Consider the following 24915-nt stretch of genomic DNA (forward strand, 5'->3'; position numbering starts at 1 on the left):
GCGATTCGCAACACATAAGTGGAAACCCGTGCGACAGTGGCTGACCATCTGCTCGGTTAGTGAAGGCAACGTATTAATAAATAAAAATATTTAAAGAAAATAAAAAACTGGCATAACCCCTGCAAAGTGAGAAGCGTTCGGCGGCAAATTTAAAAAATCAATATGCCGCTGTGTCTCAACCCTACAGAAGGAGATTTGCGATGCGTTATGCACATCCTGGCCAGCCCGGCGCCGTGGTTTCATTTAAATCGGCTTACGGCAACTTTATTGACGGTAGATTTGTCGAGCCGCTGAGCGGTGAATTCTTTATGAATACTTCGCCGGTCGACGGCAGCAACATTGCGCAGTTTCCCCGCTCGGATGCCAGAGACATTGACTTCGCCCTCGACGCCGCCCATCGCGCGGCGCCGGCGTGGGGTAAAACCTCAGTGCAACAGCGCTCCAGGCTGCTGCTGCAGGTCGCCGATCGTATTGAACAGCATCTGGAATATCTGGCGGTGGCGGAGAGCTGGGACAATGGGAAACCGATCCGCGAAACGCTTAACGCCGACCTGCCGCTGGCGGTGGACCATTTTCGCTACTTCGCCGGCTGCCTGCGCGCCCAGGAGGGTAGTACCGCCGAAATTGACGAAACCACGGTGGCCTATCATTTCCATGAACCGCTGGGGGTGGTCGGACAGATTATCCCGTGGAACTTCCCGCTGCTGATGGCCGCGTGGAAGCTGGCCCCGGCCCTGGCGGCGGGGAACTGCGTGGTGCTCAAACCGGCGGAACAGACGCCGCTAAGCATTACCCTGCTGCTGGAGCTGATCGGCGATCTGTTCCCGGCCGGGGTGCTTAACGTGGTGCAGGGTTTCGGCAAAGAGGCGGGCGAGGCGCTGGCCACCAGCAAGCGTATCGCCAAGCTGGCGTTTACCGGCTCCACGCCGGTCGGGCGGCATATTCTCGCCTGCGCGGCGGAAAATATTATCCCCTGCACCGTCGAGCTGGGGGGGAAATCGCCCAACATCTACTTCGCCGACGTGATGGACGGAGAAGAGGAATTTATTGAGAAGGCGGTGGAGGGGCTGGTGCTCGGCTTCTTCAACCAGGGTGAGGTCTGTACCTGCCCGTCGCGGGCGCTGATCCATGAATCCATCTATGAGCCCTTTATGGCACGGGTCATGGAGAAGGTGGCGCAGATCCGCCGCGGCGATCCGTTAGATACCGACACCATGATCGGCGCTCAGGCTTCCCGCCAGCAGTTCGACAAGATCCTCTCCTATATTCAGATTGCCCGGGAAGAGGGTGGGCAAATTCTGACCGGAGGCGAGCGGGCGGCTATCGCGCCGGCGCTGGATAATGGCTTTTATATTCAGCCCACGCTGATTAAAGGTCGCAACGATATGCGCTCCTTCCAGGAGGAGATCTTTGGGCCGGTGATCGGGGTGACCACCTTTAAGGACGAAGCGGAAGCGCTGGCTATCGCCAATGAGACCCAGTTTGGTCTCGGCGCCGGGGTGTGGACGCGGGATACCAACCTCGCCTATCGCATGGGTCGCGGCATTAAAGCCGGTCGCGTGTGGACCAACTGCTATCATGTCTACCCGGCGCATGCGGCGTTCGGCGGCTATAAACAGTCCGGCGTCGGCCGGGAAACGCACAAGATGGCGCTGGATGCCTATCAGCAAACCAAAAACCTGCTGGTGAGCTACGGCACCGCGCCGCTGGGCCTGTTCTGAAGTCCATCTCATTTCTGACCGATCCTCAGTCCGCAATCCATTCGGGTTGCGGATTTTTTTTTACTTCAAAATAACCATTTGAAGATGGTGGCTATTTTGCCTGCGGCAGCGCCCATGTATTTATGTCACTTATGTATTGGCTTTCACTTGAAAATAAAAACACTTCCATAATAAGGGATTAGCGGGTGGAGGTGGCGCACCCTGGCGTCGTTTGTGTAGAAATTATGAATATTAATACCAGGAAAATTCCTAATTTTTGTGTACGCTCTGACGAGCGCACAATAAAACAAGACGAATTTTTGAACAATTGTCTTTAAATTTGTTAATTGAATTGATCTGTTGTTGTTTAAAGGTATTTGAATTTCTTTTGTATAGATATGTAAATTAACATTGAAAAGCCATTTCAAAAATTAAATATATGGCGAACATAGCTATTAACTTATAGTTAACATCCCCCCGGGTTGCCTTTTGATACTTCGGGTAATATATTTATTTCGCACATCAAAATAACTCTTTTTTCTTCTGTTTGTTATTCATGGCCATCTATTGGCGAAATAAGGCAGAGTAGAGGGGGATGTGCCTAATATCCTGCGGAAGGAACGCAACGTACATTTACAGGGAGGAGCTGACGAGCCGTTTCGCGATAGCTTTAGGGCTATTGTCGATGATGGAAAATATGTTCGTTAACGATGAGATAAATAATGAAAAAACAACCTCGATTTATAACCATCCTCATAGGAGCGCTGCTTTCTGGCGTAGCCTTGCAGGCTACCGCGGCCAACACTATCAATCCTGACTCGGGCACCAGTTCGGAAGGCGCCGGCGGGCAGGTCATCTTCAATGGGTCAATCACCGACAGCTCTTGCAACGTCGATAGTAGTTCTAATGGCCAGAAGGTTGATCTGGGCAAATGGGCCAGCAACTATTTTACCGGCACTGGTTTTGAAACCACCAAAACCCCCTTCCATATCAAAGTGAAAGATTGCCCGGCCAGCGTGACTACGGTCGCCGTGCTGTTTGACGGCGCGCGCGATCAGTCTGATAACTCCCTGCTGGCCATCAACGGCGGCGCCAGCGGCGTAGCGATTAAGCTGTATGAGCACGATCGGTCGACGGCTGTCAGCCTCGGTAAAACGTCAGCCAAACAGACGGTCACTCCGGGTACCAGCGGCGGCACCGGCTCTGCCGACCTCGAGTTTTACGCCGACTATATCTCCACCGCGGCGACCGTGACGGCAGGTAAAGCCGACGGTACAGCTAATTTCAATATGATTTATAATTGATCTAATTGCGCGTTATTCAGAGTCAGCCCACTGCGTCTTGATTAATTACAGATAGCTAATGTGTTAATTGTCATGAAGTCACGAAATATATTCGTGACGGTATAGTTGTTTTTGCTAATTATCCCGTCGAGTACTGGCTCTGTTATTCACTGCTTTATTTTGTTGTCTGTTCAACTTTTACCTGATGGTAAGTCATGATGAAGAAAATAATTGCCGTTGCGGCTTTTCTGCTGTGCACCACGGCAGCGCAGGCCGGTATTGTCATGGGTGGAACCCGTGTGATTTATCAGGAAGGGAAGCGTGAAGCCGCTATTTCAGTCACCAATGCCGATACCCATACGCCCTATCTGGTGCAGTCGTGGGTGGAAAATTACGCGGAAAACGATAAGGCCAGGGTGCCCTTCATTGTAACGCCGCCCTTGTTCCGTCTCGATCCGGAGCAAAATAACGTTCTGCGGATTAACTTTATTGGCGCCTCGCTGCCCCGCGACCGTGAATCGGTCTTCTGGCTGAACGTCAAAAGTATCGCCCCGACGCGTCAGGGCGAGGTGAATAAGCTGCAGGTGAATATTAAATCGAAATTCAAAATCTTCTATCGCCCCAACGACCTGGCGGGCGACCCGGCAAAGGCCTGGCAGCAGCTGAAGTTTAGCCAGTCCGGCGGTCGGCTGACGGTGATAAATCCCACTCCCTACTTCGTCTCTTTTTACGCCGTCGAGGTGGGCGGGCAAAGCATCGACGATCCCGGCATGGTGGCTCCCTTCGGCGAGAAAACGTGGCCGGTGAGCGGGCACGGCACCGTCAAATGGCGGGCGATTAACGACTACGGCGGCGTCAGCGATTTCGCCCAGCAGTAATTCCCCTTTTTGATGAGCTTACCGGACGGCGCCAGCATGAAAAGAATAACAACAGCCAGGGTGCGGGAGTATGCCTTGTTGCCCGTTACCGCCGGGCGGGCGGTGGCGCTGGCGACGGTGCCGACGATGATGTTTTGTCTCAGTCCGTTGAGCCGGGCGCTGGCCGACGACTATTTTGACCCGGCGGCGCTGGAGTTTGCTGATCCGCAGCAGCAAACCTCCGATCTGCACTACTTCGCCAAACCCGGCGGCCAGCAGCCGGGGACTTATCCTGTCACCGTGGTGGTTAATGACCAGGAGCTGGGTCAGGCTGATATCACGTTTGTTGACGATGGCGGGCAGCTGCGCCCGGTGCTGACGCCCGGTCAGCTGGCGGAGTATGGCGTCAACGTCAGCGCGTTTCCCGCCTTTCAAGCGCTGCATGAAGGCGAAACCTTCACCCGGATCGAGAAGTTTATTCCCGACGCCAGCAGTCGGTTCAGCTTCGCTAACCAGCGCCTGACGCTGAGTATTCCCCAGGCGGCGATGAACGTGCAAAGCCGCGGCTATGTCGATCCGTCGCGCTGGGACGATGGCGTGCCGGCCGCGTTTGTCGATTACTATTTTTCCGGCGCGCAAATAAAGAACGCCGACGAAGGGGAGAGCAGCCGCTCAAACTATCTCAATTTACGCAGCGGCCTCAACCTGGGCGCCTGGCGACTGCGCAACATCTCCTCAATGCAGTATGACCAGCAGCGCCGGCACTGGGATACCCAGAGCATCTGGCTGCAGCGCGATGTCCGCTCGCTGAAGAGCTTGCTGCGGATCGGCGATACCTACACCACCGGCGATGTGTTTGACAGCATACAGTTTCGCGGCGTCCAGCTGATGTCTGACGATGAAATGCTCCCGGACAGCCAGCGCGGCTTTGCCCCCACCATTCGTGGCGTGGCGCACAGCAATGCCAAAGTGACCGTCTCTCAGCACGGGTATGTGATCTACGAGACCTTTGTGTCGCCGGGGGCGTTCGCCATCAGCGATCTCTACCCCACCTCGCAGAGCGGCGATCTGGAGGTGAAGGTGACCGAGAGCAATGGCGCGGTGCGTACCTTTACCCAGCCCTATTCCGCGGTGCCATATATGCTGCGCGAAGGACGCGGCAAATTCAGTCTCAGCGCCGGCCGCTACCACTCCGGGGGGGAGTCGGTGCGCTCGCCGGAATTTCTGCAGGGCACTTTGTTCTACGGTTTGACGGCGGGATTCACCCTCTACGGTGGTACGCAGCTGGCCCGGGACTATCAGGCGTGGGCGCTGGGCCTGGGCCGCGGTTTTGGCGAGTTCGGATCGCTGGGAGGGGATGTCACCCAGGCCGTCACCCGTACGCCGTCGGGCAAGCGCTATACGGGCCATTCGCTGCGCGCTCAGTATCAGAAAAATTTTGTCAGCTCGGGCACTGCGTTCAGCCTCGCCAGCTATCGCTACTCGTCAAGCGGCTATTACGATTTTGCCGAAGCCAGCGCCCTTGAAAGCGCCCAGGGGCAAGTAGACAACCGGCGTCGCCGGGAAGAGCTGTCGGTGTCGCAAAGCCTTGGTGGCCTGGGCAGTCTGGCGGTTTCCGCCTGGTCGCAGGAGTACTGGCATCGGCAGAGTCGGGATGAGACGGTGCACCTTGGGTTCTACAGCGCCTGGAAAGGGATCTCCTGGGGCGTGGGCTATTACTACACCCGCACCAGCGGCCAGCAAAAAAATGACCGCTCCTGGTCATTCAATATCAATATTCCGCTGGGTGGTCCGCTGTCCGACAGCGCGGTGAGCTACAACACCACCTCGGACAGCAATGGCTATACCTCGCAGCAGATGTCGCTGTATGGCGCGGTGCCGACGCGGCCAAATCTGTTCTACTCGGTTCAGCAAGGTTATGGCAACCAGGGACGAGGCAGCAACAGCAGCGCCTCCCTGGACTACCACGGCGGCTTCGGCAACGCCCAGATCGGCTATCGCCATGACGCCGCCAGCAACCAGTTGACCTGGGGAGGCGCCGGCTCGGTGGTCGCGCATCCGCACGGCGTCACCTTTGGCCAGACGGTGGGTGAGAGCTTCGCCATCGTCCGGGCGCCGGGGGCCGCCGGCGTGGCGGTGCAAAACGGCAACAATGTGCACACCGACTGGCGCGGCTATGCCGTGGTGCCCTCCCTGACCGCCTACCGGAAAAATGTCATTACCCTCGATACGGAGTCGATGGCCGACGACACCGACGTCGACCAGCAGGGGCAGACCGTGATCCCCGGCGGCGGCGCGGTGGTGATGGCCAACTACCAGACCCACATTGGCAACCGGGTGCTGTTTACCCTGCGCAATGCCCAGGGGCCGCTACCGTTTGGCGCCAGTGCGCGGCTGGTCAAGGAGGAGGAGAGCGGCAATCCGCCGGGCGGCATGGTGGCCGACGGCGGCCAGGTGTATCTCAGCGGCGTGCCGCAGGAGGGAACCCTGGCGGTGAGTTGGATCGTCAACAATCAGTCGCAGAGCTGCACGCTGCATTTTCATCTTCCGGATAACCCACAGCAGAGTCTGAATACGGTGAAAACCGTCTCCGGACTGTGCCAGACACGCTGAGGCGGCTATGAAATCTGTTTTTCGTCTACTTCCTTTCCTCTTTCTGCTGGGGCTGAGCGCCTATCTTCCCGGCGTGCGGGCTGAAACCTGCCGCGCAAATATCGGCCAGACCACGGTCAATATTCCTAATATCAAATATTTACCCACGCTGCCGGTCAATACCCAGATGACCAGCGCGATGGCGGATAACGGCAGCGGGATCCCTTTTTCCTGCGACCTGCAGCTGCCGACGGCGAGCGCCAAACGCATCGTCTATAAGCAGCTGAAAACCGGCGGCTCGCCGATGGTGATTAACGGACAGCATGTCTACCCCAGCGCTATCGACGGCATTGGTTACGCCCTCAGCTTCCAGTGCGCCGGCGGCCCGATGCGTGCCATCGATGGCAGCCACTCCGCCGGCGGCGAGTCGGTGGTGGTATGCGACAGTGCGACGCTCCCGGCGCTGATGACGCAGCAGCAAACCACGGTGAGGATTGCGGTAACCTTCTATAAAACCGGAACGGTGCAACTGGCGGACGGGACGCATACCAACTCGCCGCCGCTGCCGCAGGTGGGGGAGATGACCATTGAACAGCAGACCAGCGCAAGCGCCAGCTTTGTCGCCAGCGCGCCGGTCAGCATCGATATCGCCGCCCTGAATGTGGACATTGGCAGCAGCGGCAGCTGCCAGGTAGCGACATCGACGATCCAGGTCAGTCTGGGTACGGTTAACCGGGGGGAGTTTCATGGCAAAGGGACTACCGGCGGCCAGGCGAAGCGCTTTTCGATTCCGGTCTTCTGTCCGACGCCGACCGACGTGCGCATCGGCTTTTTCGGCGTCAGCGTGGAGAGCGATACCCTGGCCCTGAGCCAGGCCAGCAACAGCGCCAGCGGCGTCGGCGTGAAGCTGACCTACGGCAATAACCCCGGTGCGGCAGTGCCCGACGGCACCAGCGTTAAGATCAATGAGGCCAGCAACTTGCCGATCCTGAAAAGGGTGACCGGCGCCAGCGCCGGTACCGCCGAGGCGATCAATTTCAACGCCCAGTATGTGCAGACTGACGCCACGGTGGGAGCCGGTACGGCCAACAGCATGGTGACTTTCGCCCTGGAGTATAACTAGCCTGGGGCGGCGTTATTCAAAGGTCACGGTGATTTTGGCGGTCGCGGAAAAAGGCCCCAGCTTCGGCGTTCTCGACAACCAGAGCAGCCCCGCCGTATAGGTGCTCGCGAGGGTCGCTCCCGTTGCCAGCGTAAAGTGAATCGGAGCATTCATCTCAATACGTGGAAGCATACTGGCGTTTGGCGAGATGACAATGCCGAAGCCGCTGTCCGGCTGCGGCAAAATAATGGCGCTCTCCTGTATCGTATTAGTGGTGCTAAACGTAGCAAGCATAGCTTCGGTCCCGCAATCACTGCCGTTACCCTGCTTGACCAGACCATAGGTGACGGTAAAGGGGCGTGTTTTTTCATAGTAGCCCGGTCGGGCGTTACCGGCAGGAATATCGCCAAAGTTAATTTCGCTTGGCGAAATAGATACCGTGGGGACGCAGGCCATTGTTCTGATACGGTTCAGGCCGGTAATGAAAAGATTATAGTTGGCGCCAGCGGTGCCGTTACGTAGACCGCCTTGGCCATCTACCTGAAAAAGCGACAATTTTAGGTTATCGTCTATTTTACCATCCCCGGTCACGCTGCGGCCCGTCGAGATGATATAGACCTGGTAAACCAGGCTGAATGTCTGCCCTATGGCCGGGGACTTACAGGTATTCCCGCTTTTATCACACAGCGTCGCCGGGCCAATCTCCACCGATTTTTTATTTTGTAGCAGATAGTCGATGCCGTTGTAAGTAATGCCTACCTGGATAAAGTTGGGCAAGCTGCTGGCTTTATTTTCCGGATCCAGCCAGAAATAGGCGCTTTCACCGTTCGGAAAATTATCGGTATCTTCGCAACTGAAGGTGGCGGTAATAGGGCTGGAGACCCATATCTTTTTATTGGCAATAAGCTCGCTGCTGGAGACTTTAATGATGCTCTCGATATTCACGACTTCGCTGATCGTGGACGAGGTGGTCTTGCAGGTCAGCGCCTGCGCCGGGAAGGCGCTCAGCATGAACAGAACGGAAAGCCATGTCAGAAATAACGTATCGCTAAGTCGGCGCATAATTACCTCGAGGGGGTTACTGTGCAGATTAAGGATAATTCACGCCAGGCCGTCGCCTGCTGAGGCTCCTGGCGCAGTTCGGGCAGGGTGATTTCGCAGCTTTGCTGGTGCGTTTCGCCCCATTTTATCTGCAGTTTTTCGCCTGAATCGACTCCGCTGACATAGACATCTCCTCCCGGGCCGACCAGACCATTGCTGATCCCACTGGCGCGATATAGCTCGGCGCCCAATGGTGGATAGCTGCCGTCGGCGAGGGTGGTGTGGATCAGCACGCTATATCCCCGGAACGTATCAAAGCGCACCCGGGTAATTGCCCCGCGGGTAGGCACGGTATCCGCCACTGCGTTAGGGACATCAAGAAAGGCATCGAAGTCCTGAGGGTTGAGCGCGACAGAATTGACCCGATAGGGAACGCTTTGTGGTACGACCGCGTAGCCGAATGGATCGATGCGCACGCCGGTCTGATTCTCTATCCCTACCCCCTGAGCGTCTTTGGCTTCCACCAGCGCAAAGGTTGAGCCCAGCGGTTGCGAGAGGGTAACGCCGCCGCGGTGTGCCACCACGCCGCCGCTCAGATTCAGACTCGCCTGACGATGGCTTTTGCTGTAGGCGTAGCCGGTATACAGGTTACCGTACTGGCCGAGATAACCCAGGCTGGCGCTGTTGGTGCTATGGCTGGTGTCATCATAGGCGCTGGTGACGGCCCAGCTCAGGCGACCATCATCGAGCAGCGTGCCGTTTACCCCAGCCTGCCCGGACGTGCCAGACGATTTACTGTGGGCGAGGGTAAATGCGGTATTGATCCGGCGGTTTTCTTGCAGAGTAAAAGGGATGGAAACGCGCAGTGTGATGCTATTGTCGTCATGCGTGAAGTGGCTACGCGTATTCTGATAGTACAGACCATAGTTCACGTTATGGATAGTGCTGTTAAAACCCGCCTGCAGAGAGATATCACTTCCTGAGCTATTCCAGTAATTTTGCTGGCTGAAGTTAAGGAAGAAAGCGCTGTTCTTACCGAGAGTTTGCCGGGCAGAAATATCAAAGCGATGCTTTTTATTATAAAACCAGGACGTGTAATAGTGTTGGGGAGCGCTTGCCTGCCAGCTTTCGTCTTCGTCAGAGGGCCAGTAATCATTTTCGTACAGGCCATTGTGCCAGCGTCGACGCTCGTTAACCGCATCGCTGAGGCTATAATAACCTGCCGTTGAGTAACGGTAGCCCGCGATTTGAAAGTCGGTCTTGCTCGATAAAAAGGATTTAGCATACAGAAAACGCACGCTCCCTCCCTGCTTGCGCTGGCCATTCGCCAGCGTCGTTCCCGCCAGCGTATAGTCGGCTGAGAGGGCGCCAATCTCCCCCAGATTGCTACCGACGCCAAAAGCGCCGGCGCGATAGTTCTCCGCGGCAAGGGCGCCACCGTACAGTGTGAAGGTATTATTCAGGCCATAAGAGAGCGAGCTTTGCATCAGGGCGGGGGCATAGCCGTCAGCGCCGTCATGATACTTACCCGCCGACAACTGATAATTCCATTGGCCTGCCCGCACCAGCTGTGGCAGGGTGGTGTAGGCGACAGTAAAGGTCGTCTGGCTACCGTCGGCTTCAATGACGGTTACGTAGAAATCACCGCTGCGGTTAACGGCGCTGATATCATTTAGCTCAAAGGGACCGGCTGGGACGTTCTCGCTGTAAATCAGATAGTTGTTCTGCCGAACTTCCACCCGGGCATTGCTGTTGGCCACACCGCGAATGACCGGCGCGAAGCCGGTCTGGCTGCTGGGGCGCATTTCGGCATCGGTGCCAAGCTGTACGCCGCGAAACTGGACGCTATCGAAGACGCTGTTGTCGGTACTGGTCTGGCCGACGACAAGCCGGCTGCGCCAGGGAATGATGTTCGTTTCCGCCCAACTGGCGATGCTTTGCCACTTATCCGCCTGGCCGCTGAACTTATTCCAGTAGGCATTATTGCGCAATCGCCACGATGCAATATTGATCCCGCTGTTTAGCGAAAGATATTGATACTGGTGGCTGCCCCCGTCGCCATTATTGGCATCGGTAGAATAGCTGTAGTTGACGAAGGCAGCGTTAATACCTTCATCAAAGCGCATGGGGGAAACATAGTCACGGGGATAGTGCTCAATATATTGCTGAGGGATATGAATGATCAGCCGATGATTAGCGATATCCAGTTGTTGCTCTGCCTGGCGGATCGTCTGCGACAGCGCGAAACAGGGCTGGTGGTCATCGTCAATCTTTACTCCATAGCGGATATATTCCGCCGCGCTCAGGCAGGGGGCCAACCCGCCGTGTGCGCTATCCTCTGAGAAGCGAACGGGGCGACTGTCCACCAGCAGATCGTTAATGTAAATATTAACGTCATAGGTGCCCGGCATGACGTCGCCATCGCTGGCGACAAACTGATTAAAAGCCAGCGGGTCGATACCGTTCACAAACTGGGCATTATAGCGTTCCGCACTGTCTGCCGGTAACGTGATGGAGATTAACCATGCGCTGGCAAAATAGCGTAATTTACTATCGTCCATCACTCTATCTCCCTAAAGAGGTGCGACGTTTATTTTTTTATTGGAATATCAACAACGGCGCCGTAATCATTAATATATTTCATTTTATGCAAGCGCTGCATTCTGGCGATATTGACAGCGTGGTGACTGTACGGCAGCAACATAAAGTTTTTCAGAGGATAGATTTTGCCTTTGTTGTCGATCGCCTCGGCATTAATAACCGTAATATGCAGTGGGCTGTTGTTAGTAAAAGATAACGTGTTAGCGCTTTGCTGCCACTGCAGATTTTCAACGGCTTTGGGCAGCGATGTGGCAATTCCTTGCGGGCGATAAAATAGTTTTAATCGAGTGCGAATTGCGAACTGCAGGATGTTATTTTCCTCAGGCGCAGGAGGGACCTCCTGAATATTCACCCAAAACAGACTTTCCCTGTCGGCAGGAAGACCGGTTCCTGAGTAAATAAAGCGCAGTTGTGCCGATTGCTCGGGGCGTAATTTGACCAGGGGCGGCGTTGCCACAATGGGTAAGCCGCTGCTGGGGGTCTCCGGACCCGTATCAAGCCAGGTCTGGACGATATAGTTTTTGCTGCTTCGGTTGTTAATTTTCAGACTGGCCGATTTATCTTTGCCCGAATAAATAACCCGTGAGGCATCGATGGTAATGGCCGCCTGGGTCTGAAAAGCCAAAGCGCCTATGATCACTGCCAGCAGCGTTTTCATATCTTACCCCTTATCCGCGTCGTGCCGTCCCTGGCCAGGCGTTATTGCTGTATAATGGTAAACCTGGCGGTCGCATTGCCGTCGCCAGCTTCGGCGTTGTCTTTATCCCAGGTATAGTAATAGGCTTTCAGGTTGAAGGTACCGGTGCCATCGGCATTGACCGTAATACGCGGGTCGACTTTGGGATCGAAAGGTTTATCGAGCGTGACAGGGGTATTATTGCGGTCGGTTAGCTTAATGCCGACTTTTTTAGCTGTAGGATTACCCGCATCGAGAGCCAGTACGTTAGTGATAGGCGCCTCGGTGGCTGATGCACCGTCGAGCACAATATAGTACGTGCCCTCGTCACAATCTTTGACGCTAATATTGACCCCAACTTCTGGCCCGGTGCCATTGGTATCATATTTTAATTTAGACAGCGGAACAGCGCCCATCTTAACTTCAATGAGACCGTCATTATTGCCGCTTGCCAGTTTGCAAGTTGAGTTGACAATTGTACCTGAAAAATACAGCGTACCGTCCGCCGCGGAGGCATAGTGTGAGGTCAAGCCGACGAGTGCCATTGCCAGGCAAAGTGATTTCATTTTCATAGCCAATTCCTTCTGTTGTGACCCTGGGAAGCTAATAGCCAGGCGTACTCATTGACGCTGCATAAGCCGTTAGCTCTGTTGTTGTGATAGCCATAAAGCGAACTTATCCCCCCTCCAGGGAGTGCAGGAAATGATACAGGCCTGCAATATTGCGGACATTGAGTTTCTGGTAGATGTTTCTCCGATAGTGACTGATCATCATATTGCTAAGGTCGGTGGCCTGAGCAATTTTCTTATTATTTAAACCTGAGATGATATAGGGGAGAAGAGAGTCCTCCTGTTTCGTAAGTTTAATATTGACACAACTGTCCAGCGAGCTAATTGATTTTCTGAACACTTTAATACAGCGATGATCAGACGCATTCTGTAAGTATTTCTGCAGCCGTTGGGTAACATCTATATAATCAAGCACGATCGTCGAAATAGAGTTTATAATAATGTTTTCGACTGGATCGGCAAGAATCTCACTTTTAACGACAAAAACGATATCGCCATGAATGATCTTTTTTTTACGATAGAGCAGTGCGGCTAGTTGTTGAATGTCCGGGTGGCTATAGTCCACGATAATGGTTCTGGCTATGGTTAGACTTTTATCATTCACGTCAGAAATATTATCCAGAAACAATGTTTGACTATACCGACGTTGAGCACTCATGGTCATGTTAACCAGAGACCGGATGCCATTAATAAAAAATTTATTGGCGGAAATGATAATAATCATAATGTATTTCCTTATACACTGCTTCTGTAACCAAGTATTACTGCTGGAGAGGAAGGGAGTAAATAAGATGATAAGCAGGATCATTAGAAAAATCCTAATGAAAGATGTTGCATGAAGTGTTTTTACTTATTAATCAGAAGGTTATAATTTAAGATTCAACTATTAACGCATAAGAGAAAAGTAAAATAAACGATAATAAATAATATATTAAACGTATAGCCAGGAATAAAATATGAATGCGCTGCGGGGCATTTTACTGAAAGTCAAAACAACCAGCAAGCTCACAGCGAGAAAGAGGATTAATTAACGTTTTGCCCCACGTCGGGTTGTATGTCCCGGTGTTTAAAAATAGGATGAATGCCCTGGCTCGCGCGGCGGATACTGTGACTGATGCGGCCGGTCACTCTGGCATGAAAAACGATAACTTTAAGGATGGCGAAATGAGACTGACGGTGGGGCTGGCGCTGACGCTGGCGATAATGACCTGCGGCGCCCAGGCGCGCGATATGCAATCCATCGAGCACAGCGGTGAACTGAAGGTGGGCGTGCCGGGCGATTACGCGCCGCTGGCGTTTCGCAATGCCGCCGGCGAACTGCAGGGCTATGACGTGGACATGGCCCGCGATCTCGGGCGCACGCTCGGGCTGAAGGTGAGCTTCGTCTACACCAGCTGGCCCGCGCTCGCCGCCGATCTGCAGGCGGACAAGTTTGATATTGCGATGGGTGGGGTTACCGAGACCCCGGCGCGGGCGCAAGCCTTCGCCCTCAGCCATCCGGTGGTGGCGAACGGAAAAATCGCCTTAGCCAACTGCCAGGCCGCCCCGCGGCTCGGTTCGCTGGAAAAAATTGACCGCCCGGACGTGAAAGTGGTCGTCAACCCTGGCGGCACAAACCAGAGCTTTGTCGATGAGCACATCAAGCAGGCGCAAATTATCCGCGTGCAGAACAATGTCGATAACCTGCAGGCGCTGCGGCAGAAAACGGCCGATATGATGGTGACCGATCTGATTGAAGGCGACTATTACCAGAGCAAAGAGCCCGGCGTGTTCTGCGTTGCCAACGAAACGCCATTCGCCGGCACCGCCAGCAACAAGGTGTATATGATGAGTAAAGATAACCCGGCGCTGCTGAAGAAAGTGAATCAGTGGCTGGATAGCCAGGACAAAGAGGTTCTCAAACGGAAGTGGAAAATTCGCGGTTAACCGCGGCGGCGCGCCACCGCCGGCAGACACGCCCGGCGGTGGCTATCGTCCACGATTAGCGCTGCGGCGACAGCGCCTGTCGCGCCAGACCGCGAAAGTAGCAGGCGTAGCCCAGGGTGGCGGTCAGGCACAGCATATAGCCAAACGACTCGCTGCCTTCCTCCACCGTATTTTTTACCACCCGGGCGTAGTTCTCTTCCAGCACGGCGTACCACAGGCCGTGCATGCCAAACAGCCGCGAGAAGACCAGAATCGCCAGCAGGCCGCTAATCATCATCCCGTAATACGGGGTGCGGGTATACTCCGCCAGCTGCGACAGGGTCTGACGCAGATGGCGCAACGGCAACAGCAGCGACCCCGCGGTGGCCAGCAGGGCAAACCACACCCAGCTGCCGTGGGAGAGTAAATCAAACAGGCCATCCAGTTCGCGGATCAGCATGGCGAGAAAGAAGCCGCCGATGAGGATATTGCTATAGCGCAAGTGGGCATATTTCCGCGCCAGCAGCAGATGAACCAGCACGATAGCGGCCAGCACGCTCTCCTGGACCACTTCGGTGAGCGACACCTCCGGGATGTCGTTGCCAAACACCCGAATATCCACCCACAGGCAGAGTACCGCGAGGGCGGCTGCGACCGCCGCGCCGAAAAAGAAAAGCAAGCTTCGTAACAGAGACATTAACACCACAACTTATGCTTAAAACAAATATCATAAGTTCTGGGAATACATGTTCCTGTTCACTTTGTGCGACTTTGCGGCTGTTTTTTAACATTTTGCGCTTTTTAGCGCCCGGGAAGGCGGCAGGGGAGGGAGCTCCCCTGCATAAAGGGGATTCAGAGAATATCATCCACCACGCCGCCATCGACGCGCAGCGCGGCGCCGGAGGTGGCTGACGCCTGCGGCGAGCAGACGTAGACCACCATATTGGCGACCTCTGCCACCGAGGCCGCCCGCTGGATCACCGAGCTCGGACGATGGGTCATGACAAACGCTTTCGCCAGTTCCTCCAGCGACTGGCCGGTTTTCGCCACGTCGTCTTTCAGCATCTCGGCAAAGCCGTCGGAAATCGTCGGCCCTGGCAGTACGCTGTTAACGGTCACTCCGCTGCCGGCGACATATTTCGCCAGGCCGCGGGCCAGCGACAGCTGCGCGGTCTTGGTGACGCCATAGTGGATCATGTCCGCCGGGATATTGCGCGCCGATTCTGAGGAGATAAACACCACCCGCCCCCAGCCTTTACTGACCATCGCCGGGAGCAGCCCCCGCGACAGGCGTACGCCGGACATGACGTTGGTCTGCCAGTAGTTGTCCCAGGTCGCGTCGTCGGTGGCGTAGAAATCCTGCGGGCCATAGATCCCGGCGTTATTGACCAGAATATCGACGCCGGTCACGGCCCGCAGCAGCTGCGCTGCGCCGTCGGCGTCGCTGAGGTCGGCGATGGCGGGGCGCGCCTTCGCGCCCGGCACCTCATTTTGCAGCCGGGCGATCGCGGCGTTCACGCTCTGCTCGCTGCGCCCGTTAAGGATGACCTCTGCGCCGCTCTCCGCCAGGCCTTTGGCGATGGCGAAGCCAATACCCGCCGTGGAGGCGGTGACCAGCGCGACTTTTCCCGCTAAATCAATCTTCATGTTCATGCCTTCTGGTTGTGGATCTCCTATTAAGCGTAGCAGCGGCGATATAGCCGGGGATCAGTAACCGGCGTGCTTATTGACCAGGTTTTTCAGCGGCAGCCCGCGGCGCTGGCGCTGAATGTTCTCCAGCAGCTGGCGGGCGATCACCTCGGCAGAGGCCGCAGAGGCCATATGTGGGGTGATGACCACCTGCGGATGGCGCCACAGCGGATCGTCCGCCGGCAATGGCTCCTGCGGGAAGACGTCGAGCACCGCCCCGGCGAGCTGGCCGCTCTCCAGCGCCGCCAGCACATCCTCATTGACCATATGCTCTCCGCGGCCGCAGTTGATTAACACCGCCCCGGCGGGGAGCCGGCTGAACAGCGGCGCGGCGAGGATACCCCGGGTCTGCGCGGTGAGCGGCAGGAGGTTAATCAGCCCGTCAAGCGACCCAAGAAAGTGGTCGAGCGCCTCCTCGCCGCGATAGCAGGTGACGCCAGCCAGCTGCTTTTCACTGCGCGACCAGCCGGAGACCCGATAGCCGAGGCGGGCCAGCTGGTCGGCGATATAGCCGCCAATTTCGCCGAGCCCCATAATGCCGATATGGAAGTCGGCGGCGGCGCGCTGGGGATAGAGCTTCCAGGTTTGGGTCTGCTGGTGGGCCAGCGCCCGGTCGAAATGGCGCTGAAACCACAGGACGCTCCACAGGGCATATTCGAACATGCCGTGGCGAAAATCTTCATCGATCACCCGGCACAGCGGGATCTCGCTGGCGAACAGCGCGGGCGGCAGATGATCGACCCCGGCGGACGCGGCCTGGATCAGCTTCAGCCCCGGCGAACGGGTCAACAGCTGCGGGTCCGGGAACCAGCAGCTGGCGTACTGGGCGTCGCGCGCCGCCTGGTGATGGGGCAGAAGCGCCGTGACGTCGGGAAACTGCTGCAGGGCGGCGCAGATATCGCGGGCGAAATCCGCGTCGTTACAATCCACCACGATAGTGATATCAGACATAGGCGTTAGTCTTTGTAAGAGGTATCGAGACGGTCAAGACGGCGCAGCCACGCCTGCCAGACCTGTTGACGTTCATGCTCCACGCCCATCAGCTGCTCGCAGGCGTGCTGGCTAAGGTGCGGGGCGATGGTGTGGATCGGGCTGAGGGCCGCCAGCTGGGCGGCGGCCATCTGGATCTCGCAGGCGCGGTTCAGGTAGTACATGATGTAAAACGCGTCAGCCACGGTGCGGCCCACCGACAGCAGGCCGTGGCTCTGCAGGATCATAGCGATATTATTCCCCAGCGAGCGCTGGATGCGCGCCCGTTCGTCGAGGTCAAAGGCCACCCCTTCATAGGGATGGTAGCCGACGCGCTGGTAAAACTCGGTGCTGATCTGGTTGAGCTGCAGCAGGCCATCCTCGCAGGCGGCCACCGCCATCCCCGGCAGCGTATGGGTGTGGATCACGCAGTGGGCGTCTTCCCGGGCCATATGCACCGCGCTATGGATGGTAAAGCCCGCCGAGTTAGCCGGCGCGTCGCCCGCTACGACCTTGCCCTGCATATCCACTACGATCAGGTTGCTGGCGGTGACTTCGTCAAACATCATGCCGAAGGGATTAATTAAAAAACGCGGCTCGCCGTCGCCGGGCAGGCGCACGGAGAAGTGAGTGTAGAGGGTATCCTCCCAGCCGAACAGCGCCGCCAGCCGGTAGGCGGCGGCCAGCTGCTGGCGCAGGTGTTGCTCAGTTGCCATTTAGCGTACTCCCATAAATTCACGGATTCGTTGCAGAGAAGGCGCCTCCAGCGGGCTGCGGATCACCTGCGGGGCGATATCGGCCTGCACCACGCCGTTCTCCATCAGCACCACGCGGTCGGAAATCGACAGGGCGAAGTCCATCTCGTGAGTGACAATCAGCATGGTCATGCCTTCGCGGGCCAGCGACTGAATGACCTTCAGCACTTCGCCTACCAGCTCGGGATCCAGCGCCGAGGTCGGTTCGTCAAACAGCATAATGTCCGGCTTCAGCGCCAGCGCCCGGGCGATCGCCACGCGCTGCTGCTGGCCGCCGGAGAGCTGTCCGGGGTACTTGTGGGCATGGGCCAGCAGGCCGACGCGGTCGAGCAGCGCCAGGGCCTGCTCGCGGGCGACCGGCTGGTCCAGCAGCTGGTGATAGCGCGGGGCCAGCATCACGTTGTCGAGCACCGTGCGGTGGGGGAACAGGTTGAAGCTCTGGAAGACCATGCCGATGCGCCGTACCCCGGCGCGCATCTGGCGTTTGTCGACGATAGCTCCGCCCTTAAGATAGTCCTCGCCGTAGAGAATGATCTCCCCGCCATCAAGGCTTTCGAGGGCGTTGATGGTGCGGATCAGGGTGGTTTTGCCGGAGCCGGACGGGCCGATGATGCTGATCACCTCCCCGTTCTCCACCTGCAGATCGATGCCTTTCAGCACCTCATGCTGACCCCAGGATTTGCGAATGCCCCGCAGATCGAGCGCCGGCGGCGCGCCGTTGACGGCCGGGGTGTTGCTCTCTTCGCTCAGCGCCGGCAGGCTCTGGCGCAGCGCCTGGCATTCCGCCTCGCTGAGGGTTTGCGGACGCTTACGCTGAATATCGAGACGATTTTCCAGCGCCCGGAACAGCCAGGTGAAGACGGTAACCACCATCACGTAGTACACCGCTACCGCCAGCAGGGTCTCCATCACAAGGAAATTCTGCGCATACAAGCGCTGGCCGGTGAGCAGCAGCTCGGGTAAGGAGACCACCGACAGAATCGAGCTCAGCTTAATGATGGTGATGTATTCATTGATCAGCGTCGGTAGCGAGATGCGAAACGCCTGAGGGATCACGATCAGCCGCTGGATGCCGATAAAGCTGAAGCTCAGCGCATGGCCCGCCTCGCTCTGCCCCTTGGCCACCGACAGCAGCCCGCCGCGGTGGATCTCCGCCATATAGGCCGCCTCGGTGACGGTCATCGACACCAGCCCGGCGATAAACGGCACCCCGAGCAGCGGCTGGGTCACCGGAAACAGCTGCGGCAGGTTGTAGACAAACACCAGCAGCACCATCAGCGGCACGCTGCGAAAAAACCAGATATAGAGTTCGACGGGGATCTTCACCCAGCGCGGCGCCGAGAGCTTCGCGCAGGCTAACAGAAAACCGACCACCAGGCCGATCCCCCAGGACAAGGTGCTGATTACGATGACAGTCACGCACGCCTGCCAGAATGCCCCAATGCTAAACAATGAAAAAAAGTATCCCCAATCGAACGCCATACTGACTCCTGTTGCGCAGTGCTTATTGTCTTAATCGATGCTTTCTAAGTTGTATTTTTTGATCAACGCGGCATATTGGCCGTTGGCCTTCAGCGTGGCCAGGGTGGCCTTGATCGCCTCCGCCAGCTCGGTGTTGCCTTTGGCGACGTAGATCCCCAGCGGCAGCGGGTAGACCAGGCGCGTAGAGCTTATCGCCAGGCGGCCGCGGCTCTTGTCGACGATGATCTGCGCTGCCGGGGCAATCTCAAGCTGAGCGCCGATGTTCTTCGACAGCAGCGCCTGGGAGGCTTCCGGCGCCGTCGGGAACTCCTGAATGGTGATGGCCGGTTTGCCGTTTTTCAGGCACCACTCATCGGAGTGTTTTTTCAGGCTGGTCACCCAGGTGGTGCCCGCCTGCAGACCGACCTTCACACCGCACAGCTCATCTTCGGTTTTCGGCTGCACCGCGCCGCCCTTCAGGGCGATGATCGACGCGCCGGAGAGGGCGTAAGGGATGGCGTCGGCCTGTTTCTGGCGCTCCGGCGTCACGTACATCCCGGAGATCACCGCGTCATATTTCTTGCCGATGCCGAGAATCAGGCTGGTGAACTTGGTGTCGATCAGCTGCGGTTTGGCCTGCAGATGTTGGGCGATCAGCGCGGCAAACTCCGGGTCGAGACCGACGATATTGTTATTGCTGTCATAGGACTCAAACGGCGGGTAGGTGACCTCCATTCCCACCTTAAAGACGCCCTCGGTCAGCAGTTCCGCCGCCTGGGTGACAGGGGAGAAACAGGCGCTGACGGCAAGGGTAAGCGCGACACGGCGCGAGATTATTTTCAGGGTGCTAGTCATCATGGATCCTCACGGGTGGTTAGGGGGTTTTTTGCTGTGCCTGTTTTTTCAAATGGCCAAACGTATTGGTGCCGCGCGCGCGCTCCGGTAGCTGAAGTTCACCGCGATTGACCTTTTCGCGCAGGTAGCGATAGGTTTGCAGGGCCTGGCTCCACATATGCTCTCCGATGCTGAGCTCCTGATATTCACCGGCTTCGCCGGCGGCGAGAAAAGTCGGCAGCGGACGGATCAGCGTGTGGTAATCGCAGGCGAAAAACAGCGGGAAGGAGTACCGCTCCTGCGGCACTTTGCGCACCCGGTGGGCTGTAGCAACAAATGTGCCAGCGCTGAGCACTTCCAGCATGTCGCCGATATTGATCACGAACGCCTCTTCTCCGGCGGCGTTCTTGACGGGAGGTGCATCGATCCACACGCTTTCTTCATTGAGAACTTCAAGGCCGGGCTGGTCGGCGAGCAGCAGGGTGAAGCACTCATAGTCGGTGTGTGCACCAATTCCGGGAACATCTTCGACGCTGGCGTCGAACGGGTAATGGATCAGCCGCAGCTTAGCCGGCGGGCAGGTCACCATCGGTTTGAAATACCCTTCCGGCAGGCCGAGCGCGAGGGCGAAAGCGTCGAACAGACGGTGGCCGAGGGCGAAAACCGCGTCGTAGTAGGCCAGCACCCGCGCGCGGAAATCCGGCAGATCGGGCCACTCGTTGGCGCCGATCAGCGGCGTACCGGCGAGCACCAGCGGATGGTCATCCGCTGCCTGGAAGCCGATATCGAAAGCCTCTTTATGGTCCGGCTTGCCGGAGCCGTAGATCTCTTCTCCTTCCGGAACGTAGCCCTTATGGCTTTTGGAGTGGCCGATGTAATAGTTCATCTTCTCCTCCATCGGCAGGGCGAAGATCTGCTTCGCCGCCTCGCGGACGCCGGCGATCAGCGCCGGGTCGATACCGTGGCCGGTGATGTAGAAAAAGCCCACCTCGCGCGCCGCGCGGCCGATGGCGTCGGCCACCGCCTGACGCCTGGCGAGGTCATCGCCGGCCAGATCGCGGATATCGATGGTCGGGAGTTCAGTAAAAGCGTGCTTCACGGCGGTCATGGCTGCGGTTCCTGTTCAGTGAGCGATAAAAACTGCTGAAAGTGGGCCTGCTGGCGCGTGGCCATCCAGGCGTTGAGCGACCAGAGATCGGCCACCGGAACGTTGGTGAACGGCAGATGGTGCAGATAGCCGTCGGCGCCAAACTCCGGGGTCAGCGTGGTCTGCGGGTAGCCGCGCTGGCGCTGCGAACGCCAGATTTGCTGCCAGAAGCGCTCGGCAAAAGCCAGCGCCGGCTGATACTCAGGCGCCGCCGGGTGCGGCACCTGCGGCCCCTGGTCGTAGCCCACCCGGGCCTGCACGTGATGCACGCGGTCGATAAAGGCGCTGAAGTCATCGCTGGGGTCATCCAGCAGGCGCTCGCTGACCACCACCCAGTGGCTGATGTCGGCGGTAAAGCGCAGCTGGGGGAGCTGCTGAATGATCTCCAGGGTGAGCCACGGGCTGTACAGCGAGGTGGCGCGATGGGTTTCAAAGCTGCAGGTCAAACCAAACCCGGCGGCCAGCTCGTGCGCCTTGCCGAGAAAATCGACCTGCTGCGCCAGCGGCCAGCGATCGTTGCCCGCCAGCAGATTGACAAAGCGCGGGTTGAGGCTGCTGGCCTCGGCGAAGCGGGTCTGCAGGCGCGCCAGATGCTGCTCGGGCGTTTCATGCTGGGCGGGGAGCACCCCGCCGCCGCTGAAAAGAATGGCGATATACTCCAGCCCCGACGCCTGCAGGCGGTCGGCGAGCTGCCGCCGCTCGGCCACCGTTAACGGCACGCGGGCTTCGATGCCGCAGCAGCCGACGCGCTGCAGTTCATCCAGCGTTTGCGGCCAGGGGGTCGTCACTCCCCAGAGAGTGCGAAAGCATTTCAGCTCCATGGCGGCTTCCTCAGGCGTACTTCACGCCGGGCAGGACGCAGAGCATCTCGTACAGCAGGTTGGCCGCCAGCTGGGAGGTATTACCGCTCACGTCGTAGGGGGGCGAGACCTCGACCAGATCGGCGCCAATCAGGTTCAGGCCGCGGCAGCCGCGGACGATCTCCAGCGCCTGAATGGAGGTCAGACCGCCAACTTCCGGCGTCCCGGTTCCTGGAGCCCAGATGGGATCGAGGCTATCGATATCAAAGCTGAGATACACCGGCCCGTCGCCCATCTGCTGGCGGACTTCGGCCATCAGCGGCGCCAGCGAGGTATGCCAGCACTGCTCCGCCTGCACCAGACGAAAGCCCTGGTCAACGCCCCACTGGAAGTCGCCGGCGGCATAGCCCTGGGCGCGCTGGCCAATCTGCACCACCCGTTTGAGGTCGAGCAGTCCCTCCTCAACGGCGCGGCGGAAGGTGGTGCCGTGGGCGATTTTCTCTCCGAACATCTCATCATTGGTATCGGTATGGGCGTCGACGTGGATGAGGCCCACCGGACCATGTTTTTTGGTCAGCGCCCGCAGGATCGGCAGGGTAATGGTGTGGTCCCCGCCGAGGGTCAGCGGGATCAGCGGATAACTATTCAAACCGGTGTAGTAATCTTCGATAATTTGCACCGATTTGAGCAGGCTGTAGGTATTGATCGGCACATCGCCGATATCAGCCACCAACAGCGAGTCGAACGGCGCGGCGCCGGTCGCCATATTGTACGGACGGATCATCACCGATTCGGCGCGAATATAGCGTGGTCCGTAGCGCGTGCCCGAGCGCTGCGAGGTGCCGATATCCAGCGGAATGCCGACAAATGCCGCGTCAAGTCCCTGTAAATCTTCGATAAACGGCAGGCGCATCATTGTGGCGCGTCCGGCGAAGCGTGGCATCTCATTGCCACCCTGCGGTTGGTGAAAGAGGTTATCCATGTCTGCTCCTGAATCTGACGGATGAAACGTAACAGGAGAGATAGTGCGCAACCCGCGCTGGACTTTACATCGTCTGGCGTAAATACTCAGTTCATTTATTGGTGAACTAAATACGATGCATCACGACGCCAGCCTCAATATTCGCCAGCTGCAGGTTTTCGAGGCGGTGGCCCGCCTGGAGAGCTACAGCCGGGCCCAGCAGGAGCTGGGTATTTCGGTCTCCGCCATCAGCAATGCCATGTCGCAGCTGGAGGGACAGCTCGGCTTCACCCTCTGCCAGCGCGGGCGCGGCGGCTTTTCTCTGACCGAGAAAGGTCAGCAGTTTTTACAGCAGGCGATCCGCGTACTGAGCGAACTCAATGAGCTGGAGCGGCAGTCGGCGCTGCTCAAAGGGGAGCACAGCGGCACCCTGTGCATCTCGACGCTCGACTCCATCGAGACCGAAACGGCGCTCTCGCTGCCGGTGGTTCTGCGCAGCTTCAGCGACAAATTTCCCCATGTGCATATCAAACTGATTATCCGCACCCCGGCGGAGCAACTGAACGGCGTGCTGAACAACCATATCGACCTGGCTATCGGCAGCTACAACTCGCAGGTGCATAACATCATCAGCGAGCCGCTGTACCGTGAACAGCACTGGCTCTACTGCAGCGATCTGCACCCGATGTTCTTCAGCCGCCAGCTCGATAAAGAGCAGATCAGCCAGTGCCCGCTGGTGACCCGCAGCTACTGGAACACCAGCGATCTCCGCCGTCGGGGCTTCAGCAAAGGGAGCGCCACCGTCGAGACCGTCGACGCCCAGCTGCTGCTGATCCTCTCGGGGAAATATATTGGCTATCTGCCGGAGCATTACGCCTGGCCGTGGATCAAAGAGAACCGCCTGCGGGTGCTGCTGCCCAACGAGTTTGGCTTTCAGTCGCCGTTCTCGGCCATCTGTAAGCGCGGGCGCAGCAATGAGCCCTACCTGAAAGCGTTCCGCGACTTGCTGAAGAAAAATACGGTAGCGCGGCCGAAGTGGAATTATTAAGCGGGGCGGGCGCTTCCCTGCGCCGGGGTGGTGATTTTCGCGCTTAGCGCGCTGCCCGGCGGGGGAGTTTTCCCGGTTCAAAAAACGAACGGCAGCCGGTAGCCCGCCCGGGCTGCGGCTGCCAGGCAACTGCCTCCAGGTTATCCACAGGGTTAGGCGCCGCTGGTGTGGACAGGTCGCGGGGCGACAGGGCGCGGCTAGCGGAACAAAGGATGGCGTTTGCGTTAAATAAAACGGTACGAAGGGGAATCTGTGTTTGCCCCGCCTTTGCCCGTGAAATCAGAAAATTTACTTCGCAGGCTAACCGCAGATTGCTTCAAAAAAATTCCCGTATTTGTTATATTGTTGTTCATTGATTATTCACCTCTGCGGTGCCAAAAAGAACAAGATTCACCGCAACCCAGGACACTGCCATGTTAGATTACCGCTTCCCGACAGCTTTGCAGATGGTTCTCAGCGTAGCAATGGCGGAGCAGATGGGTGAACGTTCGACGAGTGCGATTCTGGCCTACGGCCTGGAAGCGAACCCGAGCTTTATCCGTAAACTAATGGTTCCGCTAACTCGTGACGGCATTATCGTCTCCACGCTTGGCCGCAACGGCTCAATTCATCTTGGCCGTCCGGCGGACAAGATCACCCTGCGTGATATCTATCTTTCGGTTATCGAAGATAAAAAACTGTGGGCGTCGCGTCCTGACGTCCCGGCCCGCTGCGTGGTCAGCGCCAACGCCTGCTGGTACTTCAAATCGGTTGCCGACGAAGCAGAGCAGGCTTCGTTAAACGTCCTCGCTCGCCATACCGTGGCCAGCGCGCTGGAGGCGGTCAAAAACGCCGATACCAGCGGCTGCGACCCGGTGCCGGAAATGATCGCCCGCTTTAAAAAAGCGCATTAATCATTTTCTGGTGACGAAAAAAAACCGCCTTC

At 57.5% G+C, this 24915-nt stretch carries 22 protein-coding genes; 8 read left to right on the top strand and 14 right to left on the bottom strand.

Going from position 1 to position 24915, the window contains the following annotated elements; all coding sequences use genetic code 11:
- The first annotated feature begins 200 nt into the window (after window positions 1–200).
- The 5 genes from KB890_RS20220 to KB890_RS20240 all read left to right on the top strand — a co-directional run bounded on the left by KB890_RS20220 (window position 201) and on the right by KB890_RS20240 (window position 7555).
- Entirely contained in the window at window positions 201–1721 is a 1521-nt protein-coding gene (locus KB890_RS20220) for an acetaldehyde dehydrogenase ExaC (protein WP_004174747.1), read from the top strand.
- Between the two features lie 701 nt (window positions 1722–2422).
- Window positions 2423–3004 (top strand): fimbrial protein, encoded by a 582-nt coding sequence (locus tag KB890_RS20225; protein ID WP_004145710.1) that lies wholly within the window; start codon window positions 2423–2425, stop codon window positions 3002–3004.
- 194 nt (window positions 3005–3198) lie between these two features.
- Complete coding sequence (locus KB890_RS20230; protein ID WP_004180976.1) at window positions 3199–3861, top strand: fimbrial biogenesis chaperone; 663 nt, start codon at window positions 3199–3201, stop codon at window positions 3859–3861.
- Window positions 3862–3897: 36 nt separating this feature from the next.
- Window positions 3898–6453 carry a fimbria/pilus outer membrane usher protein gene (locus tag KB890_RS20235; protein WP_004180975.1) on the top strand — a complete coding sequence of 852 codons (2556 nt, stop codon included), beginning with the start codon at window positions 3898–3900 and terminating at the stop codon, window positions 6451–6453.
- Between the two features lie 7 nt (window positions 6454–6460).
- Entirely contained in the window at window positions 6461–7555 is a 1095-nt protein-coding gene (locus KB890_RS20240) for a fimbrial protein (RefSeq protein ID WP_004180974.1), read from the top strand.
- Window positions 7556–7567: 12 nt separating this feature from the next.
- Here the strand turns inward: KB890_RS20240 and KB890_RS20245 are convergent, their stop codons facing one another.
- The 5 genes from KB890_RS20245 to KB890_RS20265 form a co-directional block, all read right to left on the bottom strand.
- The gene (locus tag KB890_RS20245; protein WP_004180973.1) at window positions 7568–8596 is read right to left on the bottom strand and encodes a fimbrial protein; all 1029 of its coding nucleotides are present in this window, start codon (window positions 8594–8596) and stop codon (window positions 7568–7570) included.
- Window positions 8597–8598: 2 nt separating this feature from the next.
- Window positions 8599–11136: a fimbria/pilus outer membrane usher protein gene (locus tag KB890_RS20250; protein ID WP_004180972.1), complete on the bottom strand. Its 2538-nt coding sequence runs from the start codon at window positions 11134–11136 to the stop codon at window positions 8599–8601.
- Between the two features lie 29 nt (window positions 11137–11165).
- Window positions 11166–11834: a fimbrial biogenesis chaperone gene (locus KB890_RS20255; RefSeq protein WP_004180971.1), complete on the bottom strand. Its 669-nt coding sequence runs from the start codon at window positions 11832–11834 to the stop codon at window positions 11166–11168.
- Window positions 11835–11875: 41 nt separating this feature from the next.
- Window positions 11876–12424 carry a fimbrial protein gene (locus KB890_RS20260; protein ID WP_004180970.1) on the bottom strand — a complete coding sequence of 183 codons (549 nt, stop codon included), beginning with the start codon at window positions 12422–12424 and terminating at the stop codon, window positions 11876–11878.
- Window positions 12425–12527: 103 nt separating this feature from the next.
- Complete coding sequence (locus tag KB890_RS20265) at window positions 12528–13145, bottom strand: LuxR C-terminal-related transcriptional regulator (protein ID WP_004218900.1); 618 nt, start codon at window positions 13143–13145, stop codon at window positions 12528–12530.
- Window positions 13146–13498: 353 nt separating this feature from the next.
- Here KB890_RS20265 and KB890_RS20270 point away from each other — a divergent pair, with 353 nt between their 5' ends.
- The gene (locus KB890_RS20270) at window positions 13499–14347 is read left to right on the top strand and encodes a transporter substrate-binding domain-containing protein (protein WP_020323979.1); all 849 of its coding nucleotides are present in this window, start codon (window positions 13499–13501) and stop codon (window positions 14345–14347) included.
- Between the two features lie 55 nt (window positions 14348–14402).
- Here the strand turns inward: KB890_RS20270 and KB890_RS20275 are convergent, their stop codons facing one another.
- The 9 genes from KB890_RS20275 to speB all read right to left on the bottom strand — a co-directional run bounded on the left by KB890_RS20275 (window position 14403) and on the right by speB (window position 22963).
- Entirely contained in the window at window positions 14403–15023 is a 621-nt protein-coding gene (locus tag KB890_RS20275) for a hypothetical protein (RefSeq protein ID WP_004180967.1), read from the bottom strand.
- Between the two features lie 155 nt (window positions 15024–15178).
- Window positions 15179–15973, bottom strand: coding sequence for an SDR family NAD(P)-dependent oxidoreductase (locus tag KB890_RS20280; protein WP_004180966.1), 795 nt, complete (start codon window positions 15971–15973; stop codon window positions 15179–15181).
- A gap of 60 nt (window positions 15974–16033) precedes the next feature.
- Window positions 16034–16966, bottom strand: a complete 933-nt coding sequence (locus KB890_RS20285; protein ID WP_004180965.1) for a 2-hydroxyacid dehydrogenase — start codon at window positions 16964–16966, stop codon at window positions 16034–16036.
- A gap of 5 nt (window positions 16967–16971) precedes the next feature.
- Complete coding sequence (locus tag KB890_RS20290; RefSeq protein ID WP_004180964.1) at window positions 16972–17700, bottom strand: class II aldolase/adducin family protein; 729 nt, start codon at window positions 17698–17700, stop codon at window positions 16972–16974.
- Window positions 17701–19221 carry an amino acid ABC transporter permease/ATP-binding protein gene (locus KB890_RS20295; RefSeq protein WP_004151026.1) on the bottom strand — a complete coding sequence of 507 codons (1521 nt, stop codon included), beginning with the start codon at window positions 19219–19221 and terminating at the stop codon, window positions 17701–17703.
- Between the two features lie 30 nt (window positions 19222–19251).
- Entirely contained in the window at window positions 19252–20055 is an 804-nt protein-coding gene (locus KB890_RS20300) for an ABC transporter substrate-binding protein (RefSeq protein WP_004180963.1), read from the bottom strand.
- A 19-nt stretch (window positions 20056–20074) separates the two neighbouring features.
- On the bottom strand, window positions 20075–21142 hold the full coding sequence (locus tag KB890_RS20305) for an isopenicillin N synthase family dioxygenase (protein WP_004180962.1): 1068 nt from the start codon (window positions 21140–21142) through the stop codon (window positions 20075–20077).
- Window positions 21139–22002: a sugar phosphate isomerase/epimerase family protein gene (locus tag KB890_RS20310; RefSeq protein WP_004145694.1), complete on the bottom strand. Its 864-nt coding sequence runs from the start codon at window positions 22000–22002 to the stop codon at window positions 21139–21141. Before KB890_RS20310 ends, KB890_RS20305 begins: the two co-directional genes overlap by 4 nt.
- Before the next feature lie 10 nt (window positions 22003–22012).
- A complete protein-coding gene (gene speB, locus KB890_RS20315; RefSeq protein WP_004180961.1) occupies window positions 22013–22963 on the bottom strand; it encodes an agmatinase in 951 nt (316 codons plus the stop codon).
- A 115-nt stretch (window positions 22964–23078) separates the two neighbouring features.
- Here speB and KB890_RS20320 point away from each other — a divergent pair, with 115 nt between their 5' ends.
- A complete protein-coding gene (locus KB890_RS20320; protein ID WP_002914199.1) occupies window positions 23079–23990 on the top strand; it encodes a LysR family transcriptional regulator in 912 nt (303 codons plus the stop codon).
- Between the two features lie 413 nt (window positions 23991–24403).
- Window positions 24404–24883 (top strand): RrF2 family transcriptional regulator, encoded by a 480-nt coding sequence (locus tag KB890_RS20325; protein ID WP_000888203.1) that lies wholly within the window; start codon window positions 24404–24406, stop codon window positions 24881–24883.
- Window positions 24884–24915: the final 32 nt, after the last annotated feature.

The sequence above is a fragment of the Klebsiella sp. P1954 genome, assembly GCF_018199955.1.
In the GTDB taxonomy this organism is placed as follows: domain Bacteria; phylum Pseudomonadota; class Gammaproteobacteria; order Enterobacterales; family Enterobacteriaceae; genus Klebsiella; species Klebsiella pneumoniae.

Excerpts from the sequence above, each read along its gene's own strand:
- KB890_RS20305 (WP_004180962.1), bottom strand. The coding sequence starts at position 21,142 with ATGACCGCCGTGAAGCACGCTTTTACTGAACTCCCGACCATCGATATC.
- KB890_RS20260 (WP_004180970.1), bottom strand. The coding sequence starts at position 12,424 with ATGAAAATGAAATCACTTTGCCTGGCAATGGCACTCGTCGGCTTGACC.
- KB890_RS20285 (WP_004180965.1), bottom strand. The coding sequence starts at position 16,966 with ATGTCTGATATCACTATCGTGGTGGATTGTAACGACGCGGATTTCGCC.
- KB890_RS20250 (WP_004180972.1), bottom strand. The coding sequence starts at position 11,136 with ATGGACGATAGTAAATTACGCTATTTTGCCAGCGCATGGTTAATCTCC.
- KB890_RS20255 (WP_004180971.1), bottom strand. The coding sequence starts at position 11,834 with ATGAAAACGCTGCTGGCAGTGATCATAGGCGCTTTGGCTTTTCAGACC.
- KB890_RS20300 (WP_004180963.1), bottom strand. The coding sequence starts at position 20,055 with ATGACTAGCACCCTGAAAATAATCTCGCGCCGTGTCGCGCTTACCCTT.
- KB890_RS20280 (WP_004180966.1), bottom strand. The coding sequence starts at position 15,973 with ATGAAGATTGATTTAGCGGGAAAAGTCGCGCTGGTCACCGCCTCCACG.
- KB890_RS20290 (WP_004180964.1), bottom strand. The coding sequence starts at position 17,700 with ATGGCAACTGAGCAACACCTGCGCCAGCAGCTGGCCGCCGCCTACCGG.
- KB890_RS20235 (WP_004180975.1), top strand. The coding sequence starts at position 3,898 with ATGAAAAGAATAACAACAGCCAGGGTGCGGGAGTATGCCTTGTTGCCC.
- speB (WP_004180961.1), bottom strand. The coding sequence starts at position 22,963 with ATGGATAACCTCTTTCACCAACCGCAGGGTGGCAATGAGATGCCACGC.
- KB890_RS20275 (WP_004180967.1), bottom strand. The coding sequence starts at position 15,023 with ATGTCTCTGTTACGAAGCTTGCTTTTCTTTTTCGGCGCGGCGGTCGCA.
- KB890_RS20245 (WP_004180973.1), bottom strand. The coding sequence starts at position 8,596 with ATGCGCCGACTTAGCGATACGTTATTTCTGACATGGCTTTCCGTTCTG.
- KB890_RS20265 (WP_004218900.1), bottom strand. The coding sequence starts at position 13,145 with ATGATTATTATCATTTCCGCCAATAAATTTTTTATTAATGGCATCCGG.
- KB890_RS20240 (WP_004180974.1), top strand. The coding sequence starts at position 6,461 with ATGAAATCTGTTTTTCGTCTACTTCCTTTCCTCTTTCTGCTGGGGCTG.
- KB890_RS20295 (WP_004151026.1), bottom strand. The coding sequence starts at position 19,221 with ATGGCGTTCGATTGGGGATACTTTTTTTCATTGTTTAGCATTGGGGCA.
- KB890_RS20230 (WP_004180976.1), top strand. The coding sequence starts at position 3,199 with ATGATGAAGAAAATAATTGCCGTTGCGGCTTTTCTGCTGTGCACCACG.
- KB890_RS20220 (WP_004174747.1), top strand. The coding sequence starts at position 201 with ATGCGTTATGCACATCCTGGCCAGCCCGGCGCCGTGGTTTCATTTAAA.
- KB890_RS20310 (WP_004145694.1), bottom strand. The coding sequence starts at position 22,002 with ATGGAGCTGAAATGCTTTCGCACTCTCTGGGGAGTGACGACCCCCTGG.
- KB890_RS20320 (WP_002914199.1), top strand. The coding sequence starts at position 23,079 with ATGCATCACGACGCCAGCCTCAATATTCGCCAGCTGCAGGTTTTCGAG.
- KB890_RS20325 (WP_000888203.1), top strand. The coding sequence starts at position 24,404 with ATGTTAGATTACCGCTTCCCGACAGCTTTGCAGATGGTTCTCAGCGTA.
- KB890_RS20225 (WP_004145710.1), top strand. The coding sequence starts at position 2,423 with ATGAAAAAACAACCTCGATTTATAACCATCCTCATAGGAGCGCTGCTT.
- KB890_RS20270 (WP_020323979.1), top strand. The coding sequence starts at position 13,499 with ATGAATGCCCTGGCTCGCGCGGCGGATACTGTGACTGATGCGGCCGGT.